Origin of the sequence: Croceicoccus bisphenolivorans (assembly GCF_001634625.1) — a bacterium.
GTDB classification, from domain to species: Bacteria; Pseudomonadota; Alphaproteobacteria; order Sphingomonadales; family Sphingomonadaceae; genus Croceicoccus; species Croceicoccus bisphenolivorans.
This window is the reverse complement of record NZ_LRSE01000002.1, coordinates 1-16,262: the sequence shown is the minus strand read 5'-3', so window position 1 is coordinate 16,262 and position 16,262 is coordinate 1. Positions and strand designations below refer to the sequence as shown.

The following is a 16,262-nucleotide window of genomic DNA, read 5'->3' as shown; positions in this document are numbered from 1 at the left end:
TTGCTTACTCCACCAGAGCGGCGGCGTCGGCTTCAGCCTCCGCCTCGCTCGCGCCGCCACGGCCCAGAAGGTCTACCACCTTCTTGCCACGACGCTGTGCCACCGACTTCGGCGAAGTCTGGTTGGTCAGTGCGTCGAAAGTGGCGCGGATCATGTTGTAGGGGTTCGACGTACCGACCGATTTGGTCACGACGTCGGCAACGCCCAGCGATTCGAAGACGGCGCGCATCGGGCCGCCCGCGATGATACCGGTACCGGCCGGCGCTGTGCGCACGTTGACCTTGCCGGCACCAAAACGGCCCTTGCCGTCATGGTGCAGCGTCCGACCTTCCTTCAGCGGAACGCGAAGCATCTTCTTCTTGGCAGAAGCAGTGGCCTTGTTGATCGCCTCCGGAACTTCGCGGGCCTTGCCGTGGCCGAAGCCGACGCGGCCCTTGCCGTCACCAACGACGACGAGTGCTGCGAAACCGAAGCGCTTGCCGCCCTTCACGGTCTTCGACACGCGGTTGATGTGGACGAGCTTCTCGATGAGCTCCTCGCCCTCTTCCTCGCGGTTGCCGCGACGATCGTCACGACGGTCGCGGCGACCACGGCCACCACGCTCACCGCGTTCGCCACCACGATCGTTGCCGCGACCACGGCCACCACGACCACCGCGACCTTCGCGGGGCTGCGACGGATCGCCGGCTTCGGTCGACTGGTTGTCAGCCGCTTCGGTGCTGGCGACAGTCGGGGTCGGGGTCGAACCTTCGTTGTCGACCACGGGGGTTTCGTTGTTGTTTTCTTCAGCCATCATCAGAACTCCAGCCCGCCTTCACGAGCGGCGTCGGCCAGCGCCTTAACGCGGCCATGGAACAGGAAACCGCCACGGTCGAACACGACGGTCGTCACGCCGGCCTTCTTGGCGGCGGCGGCGATGTCCTTGCCAACCTGCTGGGCGGCATCGACGTTCGCGCCCGAAGCCTTAGAGCCCAGGGTGCTGGCGGCGGCAACGGTCTTGCCGGAAGCGTCGTCGATAACCTGAGCGTAGATGTGCTTGCCGGTGCGGTGCACCGACAGGCGAGGCTTGCCACCAGAACGCGCGCGGAGCGCGGTGCGCACGCGGCGACGGCGGCGTTCGAAAAGAGAAAGCTTGGCCATCTTACTTCTTCTTCCCTTCCTTGCGGAAGATATACTCGCCGCGGTACTTGATGCCCTTACCCTTGTAGGGTTCGGGCTTGCGCCAGCGGCGGACTTCGGCGGCAAACTGGCCAACGGCCTGCTTGTCGATGCCCGAGATCTCGACGGTCGTCTGGTCCGGGGTCTTCACCTCGAGACCCTCGGGAACGTCGAGGTCGACGTCGTGCGAGTAGCCAAGCTGAAGCTTGAGCTTCTTGCCCGATGCCGATGCACGATAGCCGACGCCCGAGATCTCGAGGACCTTGGTGTAGCCTGCGGTCACGCCTTCGACGAGGTTCGAGACGAGGGTACGCTGCATGCCCCAGTGGCTGCGCGCGGCCTTCGTGTCGTTCGCCGGCTGGACCGAGATCTCTTCGTCTTCGACCTTGTAGGTGATCAGGTCGGACAGACCCATCGAGAGGGTACCCTTCGGCCCCTTCACGGTGATCGTGTCACCTTCGATGTTGGCAGTCACCCCGCTCGGGATCGCGACTGCCTTCTTGCCGATGCGGCTCATCAGAACACCTCCGCCAGCACTTCGCCGCCGACATTCTGGCTACGCGCTTCGTTGTCCGAAAGCACGCCCTTGGGCGTCGAGACGATGGTGATGCCAAGGCCGTTGCGGATCGTCGGAAGTTCCTTGGAACCCGAGTAGACGCGGCGGCCAGGCTTGGAGACACGAGCGACATGCTTGATCGCAGGTTCGCCCTCGAAATACTTCAGTTCGATCCGCAGCGCAGGGTGCTTGCCGGTCGAGTCCTCGCTGTAGCCACGGATGTAGCCTTCGCGCTGGAGAACCTCGAGAACATTTGCACGCAGCTTGCTAGCGGGCGAGAGGACGGAGTCCTTCTTCGCGCGCTGGCCGTTGCGGATACGGGTGAGCATGTCACCCAGGGGATCGGTCATAGCCATCTATCAGATCCTCACCAGCTCGACTTGGTCACACCCGGGATCATGCCCTTGTTGGCAAGATCGCGGAGCTCGACGCGGCAGAGGCCGAACTTGCGGTAGTAACCCCGCGGGCGGCCGGTGGTGGTACAGCGGTTGCGCACGCGGGTCGGGTTGCCGTTGCGGGGAATCTCGGCCAGCTTCAGGCGCGCGACCCAACGCTCGCTTTCGTCGACGCTCTCGTCGTCGGCAATCGCCTTCAGCTTCGCGTACTGCGAAGCATACTTCTTGACGAGCTTCTTGCGACGCTCGTTCTTGTTCACGGAACTCAGTTTCGCCATGGACTTAAGCTCTCTTTCTCAGCGGCTCACGCCGCCTCCTTCTGTTCCGACTCTTCAGCCGGGAACGGGAAACCGAAGAGACGCAGCAATTCGCGCGCTTCTTCATCGGTCTTCGCGGTGGTGGTCACGATGATGTCCATGCCACGAACCTTCTCGATCTTGTCGTAGCTGATCTCCGGGAAGATGATCTGCTCCTTCAGACCCATGGCATAATTGCCACGGCCGTCGAACGACTTCGGGTTCAGGCCACGGAAGTCGCGGATGCGAGGCATCGCGATCGTGACGAGACGGTCGAGGAATTCGAACATGCGGTCACGGCGCAGGGTAACCTTGCAACCGATCGGCATGCCTTCACGCAGCTTGAACTGCGCGATCGACTTCTTCGCCTTGGTGATAACCGGCTTCTGACCGGCAATCAGCTCCATTTCCGCAGCTGCGGTCTGGACCTTCTTCTTATCCTGGCTGGCTTCACCCACACCCATGTTGAGCGTGATCTTTTCCAGCTTGGGGACCATCATCGGGTTGGCATAACCGAACTTCTCGGTCATCGCCTTCGCGATTTCGGCTTCGTACTTGGCCTTGAGGCGCGGCGTATAATCAGCCATCGATCGTCTCCCCGGACTTGACGGCGACGCGCACCTTCTTCCCGTCCTTCTCCTCGAAGCGGACGCGGGTGGGCTTGCCATCCTTGGGATCGGCAACGGCGACCTTGCTGATCGCCATCGGTGCAGGGTTGCGTTCGATGCCGCCCTGCGGGTTCAACTGGGTGGGCTTGCGGTGGCGGGTCGCGACGTTGACGCCTTCGACCACGACCTTGCCATCCTTGGGAAGAACCTGGGTGACCGTGCCGGTCTTGCCCTTGTCCTTGCCCGAAAGCACGACGACGCTATCGCCCTTCTTGATCTTCGCGGCAGCCATTACAGCACCTCCGGAGCAAGCGAGATGATCTTCATGAAGCCCTTGCCGCGCAGTTCGCGGACAACGGGGCCGAAGATACGGGTGCCGATGGGCTCTTCGCTCTTGTTCACGAGAACTGCGGCGTTCGAGTCGAAGCGAATGACGCTGCCGTCTGCACGACGGACGTCCTTCTTGGTGCGCACGATCACCGCGCGGTGAACGTCACCCTTCTTGACCTTGGCACGCGGCTGCGCCTCCTTGACGGAGACCACAATCACGTCGCCGACGCTGGCAGTGCGCCGCTTCGATCCGCCCAGCACCTTGATGCACTGGACGCGCTTGGCGCCGCTGTTGTCAGCAACGTCAAGGTTTGATTGCATCTGGATCATCGATCCGGTTCCTTTTTACTCGGCTTGCCAGAACCAGTCTGGCAGTTCCAAAAAAGTCTTGTCACTCAGCCGTTGGCGGCTTCGACCTCGATGTCGGCTTCCAAGGCGGTATCGGCCTGGCCACCGACGCGGTCGAGAACCTTCCACGTCTTGAGCTTGGAGATCGGAGCGACCTCCTCGATGCGGACCTTCTCGCCAGTGCGGAACGCGTTGTCCGCATCGTGAGCGTGGTACTTCTTCGAGCGACGGATGATCTTCCCGTAGAGCGGGTGCTTCACCTTGCGCTCGACCTTGACCACCACGGTCTTGTCGGTCTTGTCGGAAACCACGGTCCCGATCAGGATACGCTTGGGCATGGTCTCTTCCTTACTTCGCTGCGCGGGCGCGTTCGCCCTGCAACGTCTTGATGCGCGCGATCTGGCGGCGGACTTCCTTGATGCGAGCGGGACGCTCGATCTGGTTTGTCGCGGCCTGGAAGCGCAGATTGAACTGCTCGCGCTTGAGATCGGTGAGATCAGCGGTCAGCTGATCGTCGCTCTTAGCGCGAAGGTCTTCAGCTTGTGCCATCATTCACCTCCCAGGTGCGAGGAGTCGCCGAGACGGGCGACGACCTTGGTCTTGATCGGCAGCTTCATTGCAGCGCGGCTGAACGCCTCTGCAGCGAGCGGGCCCGGAACACCGTCCAGTTCGAACAGGATGCGACCCGGCTTCACGCGGGCTGCCCAGTATTCGACCGAACCCTTGCCCTTACCCTGACGGACTTCGGCAGGCTTCTTCGAGACCGGCACATCGGGAAACACGCGGATCCACAGACGGCCCTGACGGCGAATGTGACGCGTGATCGCACGACGAGCAGCCTCGATCTGGCGAGCGGTAATACGCTCCGGTTCCATCGCCTTCAGCCCGTACGAGCCGAAGTTGAGGTCCGTGCCGCCCTTGGCGTTGCCATGGATCTTGCCCTTGAACGCCTTGCGGAACTTGGTTTTCTTCGGTTGCAGCATTGCTTTTACCTAACCCTTTGCCTCAGCGTGCCGGTCGCACACCGGAGGTCTGGGCCTCCATCATCAGACGGTCCTGCGCCATCGGGTCATGCGCCATGATCTCGCCTTTGAAGATCCAGCACTTGATGCCGATGATGCCGTACGCGGTCAGCGCTTCGGCTTCGGCGTAGTCGACGTTTGCACGCAGGGTGTGAAGCGGAACGCGGCCTTCACGGTACCACTCGACGCGGGCGATTTCCGCACCGCCGAGACGGCCACCGCAAGTGATCTTGATGCCTTCGGCGCCAAGACGGAGGGCCGACTGAACGGCGCGCTTCATCGCGCGGCGGAAAGCCACACGGCGAACGAGCTGATCGGCGATGCCCTGGGCAACGAGCTTGGCGTCGATTTCCGGCTTACGGATTTCAACAATGTTCAGCTTCACTTCGCTGTCGGTCATCTTGGCAAGCTTCAAACGAAGCTTTTCGATGTCCGCGCCCTTCTTGCCGATGATGACACCGGGGCGAGCCGCATAGATAGAGATGCGGCACAGCTTGGCCGGACGCTCGATCACCACCTTCGAGATCGCTGCCTGGGGCAGCGTGTCGACGATGAACTTGCGGATCTCAAGGTCTTCCTTGAGCAGACCCGCATAGTCACGCCCTTCGGCGTACCAGCGGCTGTCCCAGGTGCGGTTGATCTGGAGACGCAGACCGATCGGATTGGATTTATGACCCATGGATCAGGCCTCCTCGACTTCGCGGACCACGATGCGCAGCCGGCTGAACGGCTTCAGGATGCGCGTGGACTTGCCACGGCCCCGCGTGTGGAAACGCTTCATGGTGATCGACTTGCCAACCGAGGCTTCAGCCACGACGAGCGCGTCGACATCCAGGTTGTGGTTGTTCTCGGCATTGGCGATGGCCGAGGCGAGGACCTTGCGTGCGTCCTGTGCCATGGCGCGCTTCGAGAAAGCGAGGATGTTCATCGCTTCCTCGGCCTTCTTGCCGCGGATGAGGCCGGCGACGAGGTTCAGCTTCTGGGCCGAGCCACGGATCGTGGTCCCGACTGCCAGTGCTTCGTTCTCGGCGACGCGGCGCGGAGCTGCCTGCTTGCTCATCAGCGCTTACCCTTCTTGTCAGCGGCGTGACCCGGGAACGAACGCGTGGGCGCGAATTCACCGAGCTTGTGGCCGACCATGTCCTCGTTAACGGACACGGGGATGTGCTTCTGGCCGTTGTAGACGTTGATCGTCAGGCCAACGAACTGGGGCAGGATCGTCGAACGGCGCGACCAAGTCTTGATCGGCGCACGTCCACCCGATTCCTGGGCGGTTTCTGCTTTCTTCAGCAGGTGGAGGTCAACAAACGGACCCTTGCGGAGCGAACGAGCCATTACCGCTTACCTCTTCTTCTTCGCGTGGCGCGAACGGATGATCATCTTGTCCGTCTGCTTGTTGTTGCGCGTGCGGGCGCCCTTGGTCGGCTTGCCCCACGGGGTAACCGGATGACGGCCACCAGAGGTGCGGCCTTCACCACCACCGTGCGGGTGGTCGACCGGGTTCTTCGCAACACCGCGGGTCAGCGGCTTCACGCCCATCCAGCGACGACGACCGGCCTTGGCCAGCGTCTGGTTGGAATTGTCGGGGTTCGACACGGCACCGACGGTGCCCATGCAGTCACCGCGAAGGTAGCGCTGCTCGCCCGAGGAAAGACGCACGATCACCATGCCGCGGTCGCGACCGACGATCTGGGCGTAGGTGCCGGCCGAACGCGCAATCTGCGCACCCTTGCCCGGCTTCATTTCCAGGTTGTGAGCGATCGTACCGACCGGCATCTGCGACAGGAGCATCGCGTTGCCCGGCTTGGTATCGGCCTTTTCCGACGCGACGACCGTGTCACCGACCGCAAGACGCTGCGGCGCAATGATGTAGGCCTGCTCGCCATCCTCGTACTTGAGGAGCGCGATGAACGCGGTGCGGTTCGGGTCGTACTCAAGACGTTCGACGGTAGCGGGAACATCCCACTTGCGACGCTTGAAGTCGACGTAGCGGTACTTCTGCTTGTGGCCGCCACCGATGCCGCGCGAAGTCACGTGGCCCTTGTTGTTGCGGCCACCCGTCTTGCGCTTGCCTTCGGTCAACGCCTTGACAGGCTTGCCCTTCCAGAGGCTCGACTTGTCGACCAGCACCAGGCCACGGCGGGCCGGCGAAGTCGGTTTGTAGTTCTTCAGTGCCATCAGTCTCTAGCCTCAGATACCGCTGGTGACGTCGATGGACTGGCCGTCGGCCAGCGTCACGATCGCCTTCTTCACGTCGACGCGCTTGTAGGGCTTGCCCTTCCAGCGCTTCACCTTGCCCTTCTGGACGATGGTGTTAACGCCGGTGACCTTGACGTCGAACAGCGCTTCGACAGCCTCCTTGATCTGCGGCTTCGTCGCGCTTTCGACGACCTTGAAGACGACGGCGTTGTGTTCGGAGAGAAGCGTCGACTTCTCGGTGATGTGCGGGGCAACGATCACGTCGTAATGCCGCACGTCGATTTCCTTGGCTTTAGCCATTGAACCGTGCCTCCAGCTTTTCGACCGCATCCTTGGTAAGGATCAGCGTGTCGTGCTTCAGGATGTCATAGACGTTCGCGCCGACGGCCGGCAGGACATTGACGCCCGGCAGGTTGCCCGCAGCCTTGCGGAAACCGTCGTTGACGCTGTCACCATCGATGACAAGAACCTTGCCGCCAAAGCCGAGCTTCTCGAACTGGGCCTTGAGCGCCTTGGTCTTCGCGTCTGCGAGTTCCAGCGAGTCAACGACAACGAGGCCGTCCTTCGCCTTCGTCGACAGGGCCATCTTCAGACCGAGCGCGCGGAGCTTCTTGTTCAGCGAGATGTCGAAATCGCGCTTGCGGGCACCATGAGCCTTACCACCGCCGATGAAGACGGGAGCAGCACGGTCGCCGTGACGAGCGGTACCGCCACCTTTCTGGCGACCCCACTTCTTGCCGGTGCGCGCTACATCCGAACGCTCACGCGTCGGACGGGCGGTGCCGCGACGGTTCCACAGCTGCCAGGTGACGACGCGGTGCAGGATGTCCGCACGCGGCTCGATACCGAAGACGTCGTCGTTCAGCTCGATGTCGCCCGACGCCTTGCCGTCGAGTTTCTGGACCTTCACCTTCACGGATCAGCCCTCCTTGTTCTCGCTGCCATCGGCAGCGTTGTTTTCGGTGTCGGCACCGGCTTCCTGCCCGTTCAGCAGAACTTCCTGCTGCTCAGCGGATACTTCCGGCTGCACTTCGTGCTCGGCAGCTGCCTCGACCATGCCGGCGGGGGCTTCCTCGTGCTCGGGCAGAGTGCTCTTCTTCTCGAGCAGGGCCGCCGGGAACGGCAGACCTTCGGGAAGCGGCAGCTTCACGGCGTCGGTCACGACGAGCCACGAGTTCTTCGCGCCCGGAACCGAACCCTTGACGAAGAGCAGGCCGCGATCGGCGTCGGTGCGCACGATTTCGAGGTTCTGCTGTGTGCGCTGGCGATCACCCATGTGACCGGCCATCTTCTTGTTCTTGAAGACGCGGCCCGGATCCTGGCGATTACCGGTCGAACCGTGAGCACGGTGGCTGATCGACACGCCGTGGGTGGCACGCATACCACCGAAGCCCCAACGCTTCATGGCGCCGGCGAAGCCCTTGCCCTGCGTGTGACCGGTGATATCGACCTTCTGGCCAGCGATGAAATGTTCCGCGCTGATGGTGGCACCGACCGGCGGGAGACCGTCTTCGGCCTCGACGCGGAATTCAGCGACCTTCATCTTGGGGGTCACTTCAGCCTTCGCGAAATGTTCGCGCTGCGGCTTTGCGACGTTTTTAAGCTTCGCCTCACCCGCGCCGAGCTGGACGGCGACATAACCGTCGCGGTCCATCGTGCGGTGCGAAACAACCTGACAATCTTCCAGGGCAAGAACGGTCACGGGAACGTGACGTCCATCCTCCTGGAAAAGGCGGGTCATCCCGACCTTCTTGGCGATCACGCCAGTGCGCATGATCCAATCTCCTAACAGAGGCACCGAAGGCCCATCCCACGGTGCTTGTCAGCCCTGATTTATCATGCGTCGCCCCGTCCGGGCTGATAATGCCCTCCGCCTTTCGGAAGAGAGCGAGACGGGGGACGCAGCCCGGAACGAATTCCGGCGGTATCCCTAAGTCTTCGCCGCCGTTAGCGGCAGCCGCGAAGACCGGAGCCGGCTCAGGCCAGCTTGATCTCCACGTTTACGCCGGCAGCAAGGTCGAGCTTCATGAGCGCGTCCACCGTGGCGGCGTTGGGCTGCACGATGTCGAGCAGCCGCTTGTAGGTACGAACCTCGAACTGCTCCCGCGACTTCTTGTCGATGTGCGGACCGCGGTTCACGGTGAATTTCTCGATACGCGTCGGCAGCGGAATGGGGCCCCGAATAAGCGCGCCGGTGCGGCGTGCGGTTTCGGCGATCTCGCCAGTAGCCTGATCGAGAACGCGATGGTCAAACGCCTTGAGGCGAATGCGGATATTCTGAGCTTCCATGTCCAATACCGATGCGAAAGAGCCAAGGAAAAGGGAAACGACCCTTCTCCAAAAAAGAAAGAACCGCCCCGCCTCACCATCGCAGCTGCGTTTTCGAGCTGCGCGGGGAAGGGGCGGCCCTTCCGGAAATTCCGGCCGGCGGAGTGAATCACCCCGCCGACGCGCGTGCCTATATTACTTCGTGATCGTGCTGACAACCCCCGAACCGACGGTGCGGCCACCTTCGCGGATTGCGAAGCGCAGACCTTCATCCATCGCGATCGGAGCGATCAGCTTCACGCCGATGGTGACGTTGTCGCCCGGCATGACCATTTCGGTGCCTTCCGGCAGGATCACTTCGCCCGTCACGTCGGTCGTGCGGAAGTAGAACTGCGGACGGTAGTTGGCGAAGAACGGCGTATGACGGCCACCTTCGTCCTTCGAAAGGACGTAGACTTCTGCGTTGAACTCGGTGTGTGGGGTAACAGAACCGGGCTTGCAGAGGACCTGACCACGCTCGACTTCTTCACGAGCCACGCCACGGATCAGAGCGCCGATGTTGTCGCCGGCTTCACCCTGGTCGAGCAGCTTGCGGAACATTTCAACGCCGGTGACGGTCGTCTTCTTGGTGTCCTTGATGCCGACGATCTCGACTTCTTCACCAACCTTGATGATGCCAGTTTCGACGCGGCCGGTAACAACCGTACCACGACCCGAGATCGAGAACACGTCTTCGACGGGCATCAGGAAGGGCTTGTCGGTCGGACGCGGCGGCTGCGGGATGTAGTCATCCACGGCCTGCATCAGTTCCTTGATCTTGTCTTCACCGATTTCGGCGTCGCGACCTTCGAGAGCGGCAAGAGCCGAACCTGCGATGATCGGAATATCGTCGCCCGGGAAATCGTAGCTCGACAGGAGCTCGCGGATTTCGAGTTCGACGAGCTCGAGCAGTTCGGCGTCGTCAACCTGGTCGACCTTGTTCATGAACACGACGAGAGCCGGAACGCCAACCTGGCGAGCGAGCAGGATGTGCTCGCGGGTCTGCGGCATCGGGCCGTCAGCAGCGTTCACAACGAGGATCGCGCCGTCCATCTGGGCGGCACCGGTGATCATGTTCTTCACGTAGTCGGCGTGACCCGGGCAGTCGACGTGCGCGTAGTGGCGAGCGTCGGTCTCATACTCGACGTGCGCGGTCGAGATGGTGATGCCGCGCTCGCGCTCTTCGGGAGCCTTGTCGATGTTCGCGAAGTCGACGGGAGCGCCGAGGACCTTGGTGATGGCCGCGGTCAGCGTGGTCTTGCCGTGGTCGACGTGACCGATGGTGCCGATGTTGCAGTGCGGCTTGTTCCGCTCAAACTTAGCTTTCGCCATTTTAAAAACCTCTGTTCGTCTGGATCAATTGATCGTGTTTGATTTTAGGCGGGACAGAGACGGCACCCGCTGAATCAGGCGCCGCCCCTAGACCGTTGGAGAGGCTTGTGCAAGCTTCTCCGTTACCCCTGCTCGCGATCAGGCGAGCTTTTCTTTGACTTCGGCCGCGACGTTCGCCGGAACCTCGTCATAGTGGCTGAACTGCATCGTGTACTGCGCACGGCCCTGGGTGAAGGACCGCAGCTCGTTCACGTAGCCGAACATGTTGGCCAGCGGCACGAAAGCTTCGACCGCCTGTGCGTTGCCGCGGCTGTCGGTGCCTTGGATCTGGCCACGACGCGAGTTGAGATCGCCGATCACGTCGCCGAGGTAATCCTCGGGCGTGACGACCTCGACCTTCATGATCGGTTCGAGCAGTTTGATGCCCGACTTCTGCGCGACTTCGCGCATCGCACCGCGACCGGCGATTTCGAACGCGATCGCGCTCGAGTCGACGTCGTGGTACGCACCGTCGTAGAGGGTGACGGTGAAGTCGATGATCGGGAAGCCGACAAGATAGCCGCTCTCGGCCTGCTCGCGGAAGCCCTTCTCGATGGCCGGGATGTATTCCTTCGGAATGTTACCGCCCTTGATCTGGTCTTCGAATACGAAGCCCTGCCCGCGCTCGCCCGGTGCGATCTTGACCTTCACGCGACCGAACTGACCCGAACCACCCGACTGCTTCTTGTGGGTGTAATCAACGTCGACCGGCTTCGCGAGGTACTCACGATATGCCACCTGCGGCGCACCTACGTTCGCCTCGACCTTGAATTCGCGCTTCATGCGATCGACCAGAATGTCGAGGTGAAGCTCGCCCATGCCCTTGATGATCGTCTGGCCCGATTCGTGATCGGTCGAGACGCGGAACGAGGGATCCTCGGCCGCCAGGCGGTTGAGCGCGATGCCCATCTTTTCCTGGTCGGCCTTGGTCTTGGGTTCGACCGACAGCTCGATGACGGGTTCCGGGAACTCCATACGCTCAAGAATGATCGGCTTTGCCGGATCGCACAGGGTGTCGCCCGTCGTCGTATCCTTCATGCCCGCCAGAGCGACGATGTCGCCGGCGAACGCTTCGTCGATGTCCTCGCGGTTGTTGGAGTGCATCAGCAGCATGCGGCCGATCTTTTCCTTCTTGTCCTTCACCGAGTTCAGGACCGAGCCCTTGGTGAGCTTGCCGGAATAGATGCGGGTGAAGGTCAGCGAGCCAACGAACGGGTCGTTCATGATCTTGAACGCCAGCGCCGAGAACGGAGCCTCGTCGCTCGAAGGCCGCTCGGCCTCCTCGTCGCTGTCGGGCAGGACGCCCTTGATGGCCGGGACGTCGAGCGGCGACGGCATGTAGTCGACAACCGCGTCGAGCAGGGGCTGCACGCCCTTGTTCTTGAACGCCGAACCGCAGGTCACGGGAACGAAGTCACGCGCCATCGTACCCTTGCGGATCAGACGCTTGATCGTCGCGACGTCGGGTTCGTTACCTTCGAGATAGGCTTCCATGACGTCGTCGTCCTGTTCGACGACGGTCTCGATCAGCTGCTCGCGGTATTCAGCAACCTTGTCGGCCATGTCCTCGGGGATGTCGACGAATTCGTATTTCGCACCCAGGTCTTCGGCCTGCCACACGATGCCGCGGTTGTTGACGAGGTCCACAACGCCCTTCAGCTGGCTTTCCGCGCCGATCGGGAGGTAGATCACCAGCGGCTTGGCGCCGAGGCGGTCCACGATCGACTGTACGCAGTAATAGAAATCTGCGCCGGTGCGGTCGAGTTTGTTGATGAAGCACATGCGGGGAACGCCGTACTTGTCGGCCTGGCGCCACACGGTTTCGGACTGGGGTTCGACGCCAGCTACACCGTCGAAGACCGCAACGGCACCGTCCAGCACGCGCAAGCTACGCTCTACTTCGATGGTGAAGTCGACGTGGCCGGGGGTGTCGATGATGTTGATGCGGTACTTCGGCATGTTCGCGCGCAGAGCGTCAGGCTCCGAACGGGGATCCATCGTCGCGTCTTCGGGCGTCCAGAAGGTCGTGGTCGCAGCCGAGGTGATGGTGATGCCGCGTTCCTGCTCCTGCTCCATCCAGTCCATGGTGGCGGCGCCGTCGTGGACTTCGCCGATCTTGTAGGACTTGCCGGTGTAGTAGAGGATACGCTCGGTCGTGGTCGTCTTGCCGGCATCGATGTGGGCCATGATGCCGATGTTGCGATAGCGTTCCAGCGGATATTCGCGCGCCATGGAAAATTCCTTAGGGGCTTCTGGGTGGTGTTCGGAACAGGTCCGGTCCGGACCCGCCCCATATAGTGACTAATATGACCATCTGAAGACGCGGCAGGCATGCCCCACCGCGCCCTTGATGCATCTTACCAGCGATAGTGCGAGAACGCGCGGTTGGCGTCTGCCATGCGGTGGGTGTCCTCGCGCTTTTTCACGGCGTTGCCGCGGTTGTTCGAGGCATCCAGCAGTTCGCCCGACAGGCGTGCAGCCATCGTCGTTTCCGGACGGTTGCGCGCAGCCGTGATCAGCCAGCGGATGGCCAGCGCCTGTGCACGTTCCGGACGGACTTCGACGGGGACCTGGTAGGTCGCACCACCAACGCGGCGGCTGCGGACCTCGATCTGCGGCATGACGTTGTTCAGCGCGTCATGGAACAGCTGCACAGGATCGCTCTTGGCCTTGGCTTCGACAGTGTCGAGAGCGCCATAGACGATCTTTTCGGCAACGGCCTTCTTACCGTCGAGCATGAGATTGTTCATGAACTTCGACAGGACCTGATCTCCGAACTTCGGATCAGGCAGGATTTCCCGCTTCTCGGGACGACGACGACGTGACATGTCGCTAATTCCTTCTTTCTTGTCGCTGGATTTCCCGGTTCGTCATCCCCGCGCAGGCGGGGATCCGGAGGGAAAAACGCAGCGATTGAAACTCAAACCATGCTTCCGGTCCGCACTGGATCCCCGCCCCAAGATTTTCTGGCGCGGGGATGACGGATGGAAGCGGGTGCGCGTTACTTCGGACGCTTGGCGCCGTACTTCGAGCGGGACTGCTTGCGGTCCTTCACGCCCTGCGTATCGAGCACGCCGCGAAGGACGTGGTAGCGAACGCCGGGAAGGTCGCGAACACGGCCGCCGCGGATAAGCACAACGGAGTGCTCCTGCAGGTTGTGGCCTTCGCCCGGGATGTAGCTGATGACTTCGCGGCCGTTGGTCAGGCGCACCTTGGCAACCTTGCGAAGTGCCGAGTTCGGCTTCTTCGGGGTCGTGGTGTAGACGCGGGTGCAAACGCCGCGCTTCTGCGGGTTCTGCTCCATCGCAGGGACCTTGCTCTTGGCCTTCTGCGGAACGCGGCCCTTGCGGACCAGCTGGTTGATAGTTGGCATTATGCTTCCTTCCTTGGCCGCCGGGTTTCCCCGGTCGGGTTGCGCCCTCCCCCGCGCTCCGGAACAGGATGCGAATGGGATCGGGCCAAAAAACTTGGCCGAGCCGTTTGCCAGCGATGGAAGGAATGGATCGGGCGAATGCGGCGAGCGGCCCTATATATAAAGGCCGCATCATCGGGCATCGCACGAACCGAAACGCTCCACCTGCAAGGCAGGTTACTTTGACGGATAACCGAGGGGCTGGCCCTCAACTCACCGGCAATGTTCAGCTCTATGGTCAGCGGCGTTGGACAAATCCAACACCGAGATTGGGCGCGCCCCTACGCGGATTCGGGGGTGGGGTCAATGTTTGCTTTTTGTTTGGCCCCTCAGACGCCGGGCGCGGGCCATCCGGCCCGCTTGGCTTCGCCGCATAAGCGGCGGCGCGCGTTCGCGCTTGCGGGAGTCACCTGCGGTGCCCCGAGGTGCTGGCCATAACACCTGATCTCTGCGCCGCAAGCTGGTCGGGGCGCGAAGCGACACCCGCAAGGCCGAACGGCCGCCCGAGCTTATGCGAGGAAGCCAAGCGGCGCGGACGCGCCGCGCCCGGCGTTTGAGGGGCTAAAACAAAAAACTGCGGAGCCAACTATGGCTGGTTAACCAACTTTCCCAAACTACTCTTGATCGTCGCCAAACGAAATAATTTCGATCTCGCCTTCGTCATCATCATAAACCAATGACCAACTCGCAAAGGAGACCCAAGCACCCAGCTCATTGGCATTAACAATTTTACCAGTGAACATATTCACTGCAGCCCAGCCCCAGCCTCGGCCTGTGCCAGCAATCGCGATTGGCTCGTTGCCGGCAACGATCAGCAAATCCTTTCGTAAATTCGTAGAAAATTGAGTACCCGAAAATGATGGGGGATCAACTCGCACCGCAACAGGCAGTAGTTCCGCAAAAACATTCGTACCAGGAAATCCTCCTACAAAGAGTCGATTTTCATTTATCCTGTCGAAATAAAGCGCCAAAATTCTATCGCGATCTTCTGTGGCACGCTCATTCTCAACACATTGGATGATGAAACTTTCGTCACCGCCAAATGAGGTCAGATAAAATCTCCCAACCTCCAATTGATCGGCCGATACAACTCTGGATATCCCTCTGATCATTGGCTTACACTTTCACGATCGTCGACCTTGCTTTCAACCTCGATCAACGACTCATTTTTAACGCTATCCGACTGCACCTGCGACGCTGTGAGCGCTTCTTGCGCCAACACCTGCGCCACGTCTGCCTTGCCCGATATAAAAAGAATTATAGCAACTATCGATATCGATATTAGCCACGCAAAAATATTTGCAATCAACGCATTTTTAAAACTTGTCTTATCATCGATATGTGTTTTTACACTATTTGCAGAACTTATTATCGCACTAGCAGTCGCATTCTGCTCGATATCGGGAGTAGCTTCCAAAATAGCCCTCTGAACGATATCAGCTATTAAAATTTCAGAATTACTCCTGAATGCCGAAACAACTGTAATTTGAGGATTTCTAGAGTATCCGGGAACATTCTGACCCCGCATAATATCCTCTTTTATTGACCTTTTATAAAGAGCATAGGCCAACAAACCCACGACATCATCAGGGTTTTCGACGAAATTCTCGAACGCCTTACTGTAGGGTGGAGCAGAGGTAGGCTTGACATCACCTTTTGGCTCTTGCTGACCAGAACCGCTCTCTTTGTCACTATTTTCCACCAAATAACCCTATAAGTTACTTGTTCTTCTCATCACGCGACACAGCTTTATCAAGAATATCGCGCCGTAGTGTCGTGATCGTTCGGCCATCTGGTAACGACACACTTCTAGACACTTTTTTATTGAAAAGGTACTTTGAAGGTGCGCCGGATTCGGAGGAGAACATTCCAGTCTTCCTATCGCGGTATGTCACGCCAGACTTTGACGCATCAGTACGACACTCCACGCTATTGGAGGTCGTGGAGCCCCTTTTTGTCGAGGACCAGCTTGAAGGCTTCCGTGCTTTCCAACCCTTGCTCATGGTCTAAAGATAGGCGGTTATAGCTTCGCACGCAATCTGCTGTGGAACCTACTCCCATCATTTCGCCGACATTTTATTTTCCTACACCCCCATTTCCGCACTATCTCCCCGCGCCCCAGCAATTCCCCCGCACCGGAGCGCGCCCATGTCCGATCCCTTCCCCTTCACGCCCGTAGAGCGGGCCGCCCATGCCCGCCTGACACCGGAAGTCCAGCGGGCCTTCGTAGCCGCTCTGGCGCAGACGGGGCTGGTGTCGG

General features: G+C 60.7%; 25 protein-coding genes. All 25 read right to left on the bottom strand.

Annotation, left to right across the window (positions count from 1 at the left end; all coding sequences use genetic code 11):
* Positions 1-4: 4 nt before the first annotated feature.
* The 25 genes from rpsE to A7A77_RS17710 all read right to left on the bottom strand — a co-directional run bounded on the left by rpsE (position 5) and on the right by A7A77_RS17710 (position 15,704).
* Complete coding sequence (gene rpsE / locus A7A77_RS01710; RefSeq protein ID WP_082835857.1) at positions 5-793, bottom strand: 30S ribosomal protein S5; 789 nt, start codon at positions 791-793, stop codon at positions 5-7.
* A 2-nt stretch (positions 794-795) separates the two neighbouring features.
* Positions 796-1,140 (bottom strand): 50S ribosomal protein L18, encoded by a 345-nt coding sequence (gene rplR, locus A7A77_RS01705; protein WP_066552646.1) that lies wholly within the window; start codon positions 1,138-1,140, stop codon positions 796-798.
* 1 nt (position 1,141) lies between these two features.
* Positions 1,142-1,675, bottom strand: coding sequence for a 50S ribosomal protein L6 (gene rplF, locus A7A77_RS01700; protein ID WP_066552645.1), 534 nt, complete (start codon positions 1,673-1,675; stop codon positions 1,142-1,144).
* Positions 1,675-2,070, bottom strand: a complete 396-nt coding sequence (gene rpsH / locus A7A77_RS01695) for a 30S ribosomal protein S8 (RefSeq protein ID WP_066552644.1) — start codon at positions 2,068-2,070, stop codon at positions 1,675-1,677. Before rpsH ends, rplF begins: the two co-directional genes overlap by 1 nt.
* 11 nt (positions 2,071-2,081) lie before the next feature.
* Positions 2,082-2,387 (bottom strand): 30S ribosomal protein S14, encoded by a 306-nt coding sequence (rpsN, locus tag A7A77_RS01690; protein WP_066552643.1) that lies wholly within the window; start codon positions 2,385-2,387, stop codon positions 2,082-2,084.
* Positions 2,388-2,413: 26 nt separating this feature from the next.
* On the bottom strand, positions 2,414-2,992 hold the full coding sequence (gene rplE, locus A7A77_RS01685; protein ID WP_066552640.1) for a 50S ribosomal protein L5: 579 nt from the start codon (positions 2,990-2,992) through the stop codon (positions 2,414-2,416).
* Complete coding sequence (gene rplX / locus A7A77_RS01680) at positions 2,985-3,305, bottom strand: 50S ribosomal protein L24 (RefSeq protein ID WP_066552638.1); 321 nt, start codon at positions 3,303-3,305, stop codon at positions 2,985-2,987. Before rplX ends, rplE begins: the two co-directional genes overlap by 8 nt.
* The gene (rplN, locus tag A7A77_RS01675; protein WP_066552636.1) at positions 3,305-3,673 is read right to left on the bottom strand and encodes a 50S ribosomal protein L14; all 369 of its coding nucleotides are present in this window, start codon (positions 3,671-3,673) and stop codon (positions 3,305-3,307) included. The genes rplX and rplN overlap by 1 nt, the downstream gene beginning before the upstream one ends.
* A gap of 65 nt (positions 3,674-3,738) precedes the next feature.
* A complete protein-coding gene (rpsQ, locus tag A7A77_RS01670; RefSeq protein WP_066552634.1) occupies positions 3,739-4,029 on the bottom strand; it encodes a 30S ribosomal protein S17 in 291 nt (96 codons plus the stop codon).
* A gap of 10 nt (positions 4,030-4,039) precedes the next feature.
* Positions 4,040-4,243 (bottom strand): 50S ribosomal protein L29, encoded by a 204-nt coding sequence (gene rpmC / locus A7A77_RS01665; RefSeq protein WP_066552632.1) that lies wholly within the window; start codon positions 4,241-4,243, stop codon positions 4,040-4,042.
* Positions 4,240-4,674: a 50S ribosomal protein L16 gene (gene rplP / locus A7A77_RS01660; protein WP_066552631.1), complete on the bottom strand. Its 435-nt coding sequence runs from the start codon at positions 4,672-4,674 to the stop codon at positions 4,240-4,242. The genes rpmC and rplP overlap by 4 nt, the downstream gene beginning before the upstream one ends.
* Positions 4,675-4,696: 22 nt before the next feature.
* Positions 4,697-5,392, bottom strand: coding sequence for a 30S ribosomal protein S3 (rpsC, locus tag A7A77_RS01655; protein ID WP_066552630.1), 696 nt, complete (start codon positions 5,390-5,392; stop codon positions 4,697-4,699).
* A gap of 3 nt (positions 5,393-5,395) precedes the next feature.
* Positions 5,396-5,773, bottom strand: coding sequence for a 50S ribosomal protein L22 (rplV, locus tag A7A77_RS01650; protein WP_066552628.1), 378 nt, complete (start codon positions 5,771-5,773; stop codon positions 5,396-5,398).
* On the bottom strand, positions 5,773-6,048 hold the full coding sequence (gene rpsS, locus A7A77_RS01645; RefSeq protein ID WP_066552624.1) for a 30S ribosomal protein S19: 276 nt from the start codon (positions 6,046-6,048) through the stop codon (positions 5,773-5,775). Before rpsS ends, rplV begins: the two co-directional genes overlap by 1 nt.
* Before the next feature lie 6 nt (positions 6,049-6,054).
* Complete coding sequence (gene rplB / locus A7A77_RS01640; RefSeq protein WP_066552622.1) at positions 6,055-6,891, bottom strand: 50S ribosomal protein L2; 837 nt, start codon at positions 6,889-6,891, stop codon at positions 6,055-6,057.
* A 12-nt stretch (positions 6,892-6,903) separates the two neighbouring features.
* Positions 6,904-7,212, bottom strand: coding sequence for a 50S ribosomal protein L23 (locus tag A7A77_RS01635; RefSeq protein WP_066552617.1), 309 nt, complete (start codon positions 7,210-7,212; stop codon positions 6,904-6,906).
* Entirely contained in the window at positions 7,205-7,828 is a 624-nt protein-coding gene (gene rplD, locus A7A77_RS01630; protein WP_066552615.1) for a 50S ribosomal protein L4, read from the bottom strand. Before rplD ends, A7A77_RS01635 begins: the two co-directional genes overlap by 8 nt.
* 3 nt (positions 7,829-7,831) lie before the next feature.
* The gene (rplC, locus tag A7A77_RS01625) at positions 7,832-8,686 is read right to left on the bottom strand and encodes a 50S ribosomal protein L3 (RefSeq protein WP_066552610.1); all 855 of its coding nucleotides are present in this window, start codon (positions 8,684-8,686) and stop codon (positions 7,832-7,834) included.
* Between the two features lie 203 nt (positions 8,687-8,889).
* Positions 8,890-9,201 (bottom strand): 30S ribosomal protein S10, encoded by a 312-nt coding sequence (rpsJ, locus tag A7A77_RS01620; RefSeq protein ID WP_047820271.1) that lies wholly within the window; start codon positions 9,199-9,201, stop codon positions 8,890-8,892.
* Between the two features lie 174 nt (positions 9,202-9,375).
* A complete protein-coding gene (gene tuf / locus A7A77_RS01615; protein WP_066552606.1) occupies positions 9,376-10,551 on the bottom strand; it encodes an elongation factor Tu in 1,176 nt (391 codons plus the stop codon).
* A gap of 138 nt (positions 10,552-10,689) precedes the next feature.
* Complete coding sequence (gene fusA / locus A7A77_RS01610) at positions 10,690-12,822, bottom strand: elongation factor G (RefSeq protein WP_066552604.1); 2,133 nt, start codon at positions 12,820-12,822, stop codon at positions 10,690-10,692.
* A gap of 125 nt (positions 12,823-12,947) precedes the next feature.
* Positions 12,948-13,418 (bottom strand): 30S ribosomal protein S7, encoded by a 471-nt coding sequence (rpsG, locus tag A7A77_RS01605; RefSeq protein WP_066552602.1) that lies wholly within the window; start codon positions 13,416-13,418, stop codon positions 12,948-12,950.
* 173 nt (positions 13,419-13,591) lie between these two features.
* On the bottom strand, positions 13,592-13,963 hold the full coding sequence (gene rpsL, locus A7A77_RS01600) for a 30S ribosomal protein S12 (RefSeq protein ID WP_047820267.1): 372 nt from the start codon (positions 13,961-13,963) through the stop codon (positions 13,592-13,594).
* A 653-nt stretch (positions 13,964-14,616) separates the two neighbouring features.
* The gene (locus tag A7A77_RS17715) at positions 14,617-15,114 is read right to left on the bottom strand and encodes a hypothetical protein (RefSeq protein WP_156500316.1); all 498 of its coding nucleotides are present in this window, start codon (positions 15,112-15,114) and stop codon (positions 14,617-14,619) included.
* On the bottom strand, positions 15,111-15,704 hold the full coding sequence (locus A7A77_RS17710; RefSeq protein ID WP_156500315.1) for a hypothetical protein: 594 nt from the start codon (positions 15,702-15,704) through the stop codon (positions 15,111-15,113). The genes A7A77_RS17715 and A7A77_RS17710 overlap by 4 nt, the downstream gene beginning before the upstream one ends.
* Between the last annotated feature and the right edge of the window lie 558 nt (positions 15,705-16,262).

Bases quoted from the DNA above. Each gene is read 5' to 3' on its own strand.
- rpsE (WP_082835857.1), bottom strand. From the start codon at position 793: ATGGCTGAAGAAAACAACAACGAAACCCCCGTGGTCGACAACGAAGGT.
- rplR (WP_066552646.1), bottom strand. From the start codon at position 1,140: ATGGCCAAGCTTTCTCTTTTCGAACGCCGCCGTCGCCGCGTGCGCACC.
- rplF (WP_066552645.1), bottom strand. From the start codon at position 1,675: ATGAGCCGCATCGGCAAGAAGGCAGTCGCGATCCCGAGCGGGGTGACT.
- rpsH (WP_066552644.1), bottom strand. From the start codon at position 2,070: ATGGCTATGACCGATCCCCTGGGTGACATGCTCACCCGTATCCGCAAC.
- rpsN (WP_066552643.1), bottom strand. From the start codon at position 2,387: ATGGCGAAACTGAGTTCCGTGAACAAGAACGAGCGTCGCAAGAAGCTC.
- rplE (WP_066552640.1), bottom strand. From the start codon at position 2,992: ATGGCTGATTATACGCCGCGCCTCAAGGCCAAGTACGAAGCCGAAATC.
- rplX (WP_066552638.1), bottom strand. From the start codon at position 3,305: ATGGCTGCCGCGAAGATCAAGAAGGGCGATAGCGTCGTCGTGCTTTCG.
- rplN (WP_066552636.1), bottom strand. From the start codon at position 3,673: ATGATCCAGATGCAATCAAACCTTGACGTTGCTGACAACAGCGGCGCC.
- rpsQ (WP_066552634.1), bottom strand. From the start codon at position 4,029: ATGCCCAAGCGTATCCTGATCGGGACCGTGGTTTCCGACAAGACCGAC.
- rpmC (WP_066552632.1), bottom strand. From the start codon at position 4,243: ATGATGGCACAAGCTGAAGACCTTCGCGCTAAGAGCGACGATCAGCTG.
- rplP (WP_066552631.1), bottom strand. From the start codon at position 4,674: ATGCTGCAACCGAAGAAAACCAAGTTCCGCAAGGCGTTCAAGGGCAAG.
- rpsC (WP_066552630.1), bottom strand. From the start codon at position 5,392: ATGGGTCATAAATCCAATCCGATCGGTCTGCGTCTCCAGATCAACCGC.
- rplV (WP_066552628.1), bottom strand. From the start codon at position 5,773: ATGAGCAAGCAGGCAGCTCCGCGCCGCGTCGCCGAGAACGAAGCACTG.
- rpsS (WP_066552624.1), bottom strand. From the start codon at position 6,048: ATGGCTCGTTCGCTCCGCAAGGGTCCGTTTGTTGACCTCCACCTGCTG.
- rplB (WP_066552622.1), bottom strand. From the start codon at position 6,891: ATGGCACTGAAGAACTACAAACCGACTTCGCCGGCCCGCCGTGGCCTG.
- A7A77_RS01635 (WP_066552617.1), bottom strand. From the start codon at position 7,212: ATGGCTAAAGCCAAGGAAATCGACGTGCGGCATTACGACGTGATCGTT.
- rplC (WP_066552610.1), bottom strand. From the start codon at position 8,686: ATGCGCACTGGCGTGATCGCCAAGAAGGTCGGGATGACCCGCCTTTTC.
- rpsJ (WP_047820271.1), bottom strand. From the start codon at position 9,201: ATGGAAGCTCAGAATATCCGCATTCGCCTCAAGGCGTTTGACCATCGC.
- tuf (WP_066552606.1), bottom strand. From the start codon at position 10,551: ATGGCGAAAGCTAAGTTTGAGCGGAACAAGCCGCACTGCAACATCGGC.
- fusA (WP_066552604.1), bottom strand. From the start codon at position 12,822: ATGGCGCGCGAATATCCGCTGGAACGCTATCGCAACATCGGCATCATG.
- rpsG (WP_066552602.1), bottom strand. From the start codon at position 13,418: ATGTCACGTCGTCGTCGTCCCGAGAAGCGGGAAATCCTGCCTGATCCG.
- rpsL (WP_047820267.1), bottom strand. From the start codon at position 13,963: ATGCCAACTATCAACCAGCTGGTCCGCAAGGGCCGCGTTCCGCAGAAG.
- A7A77_RS17715 (WP_156500316.1), bottom strand. From the start codon at position 15,114: ATGATCAGAGGGATATCCAGAGTTGTATCGGCCGATCAATTGGAGGTT.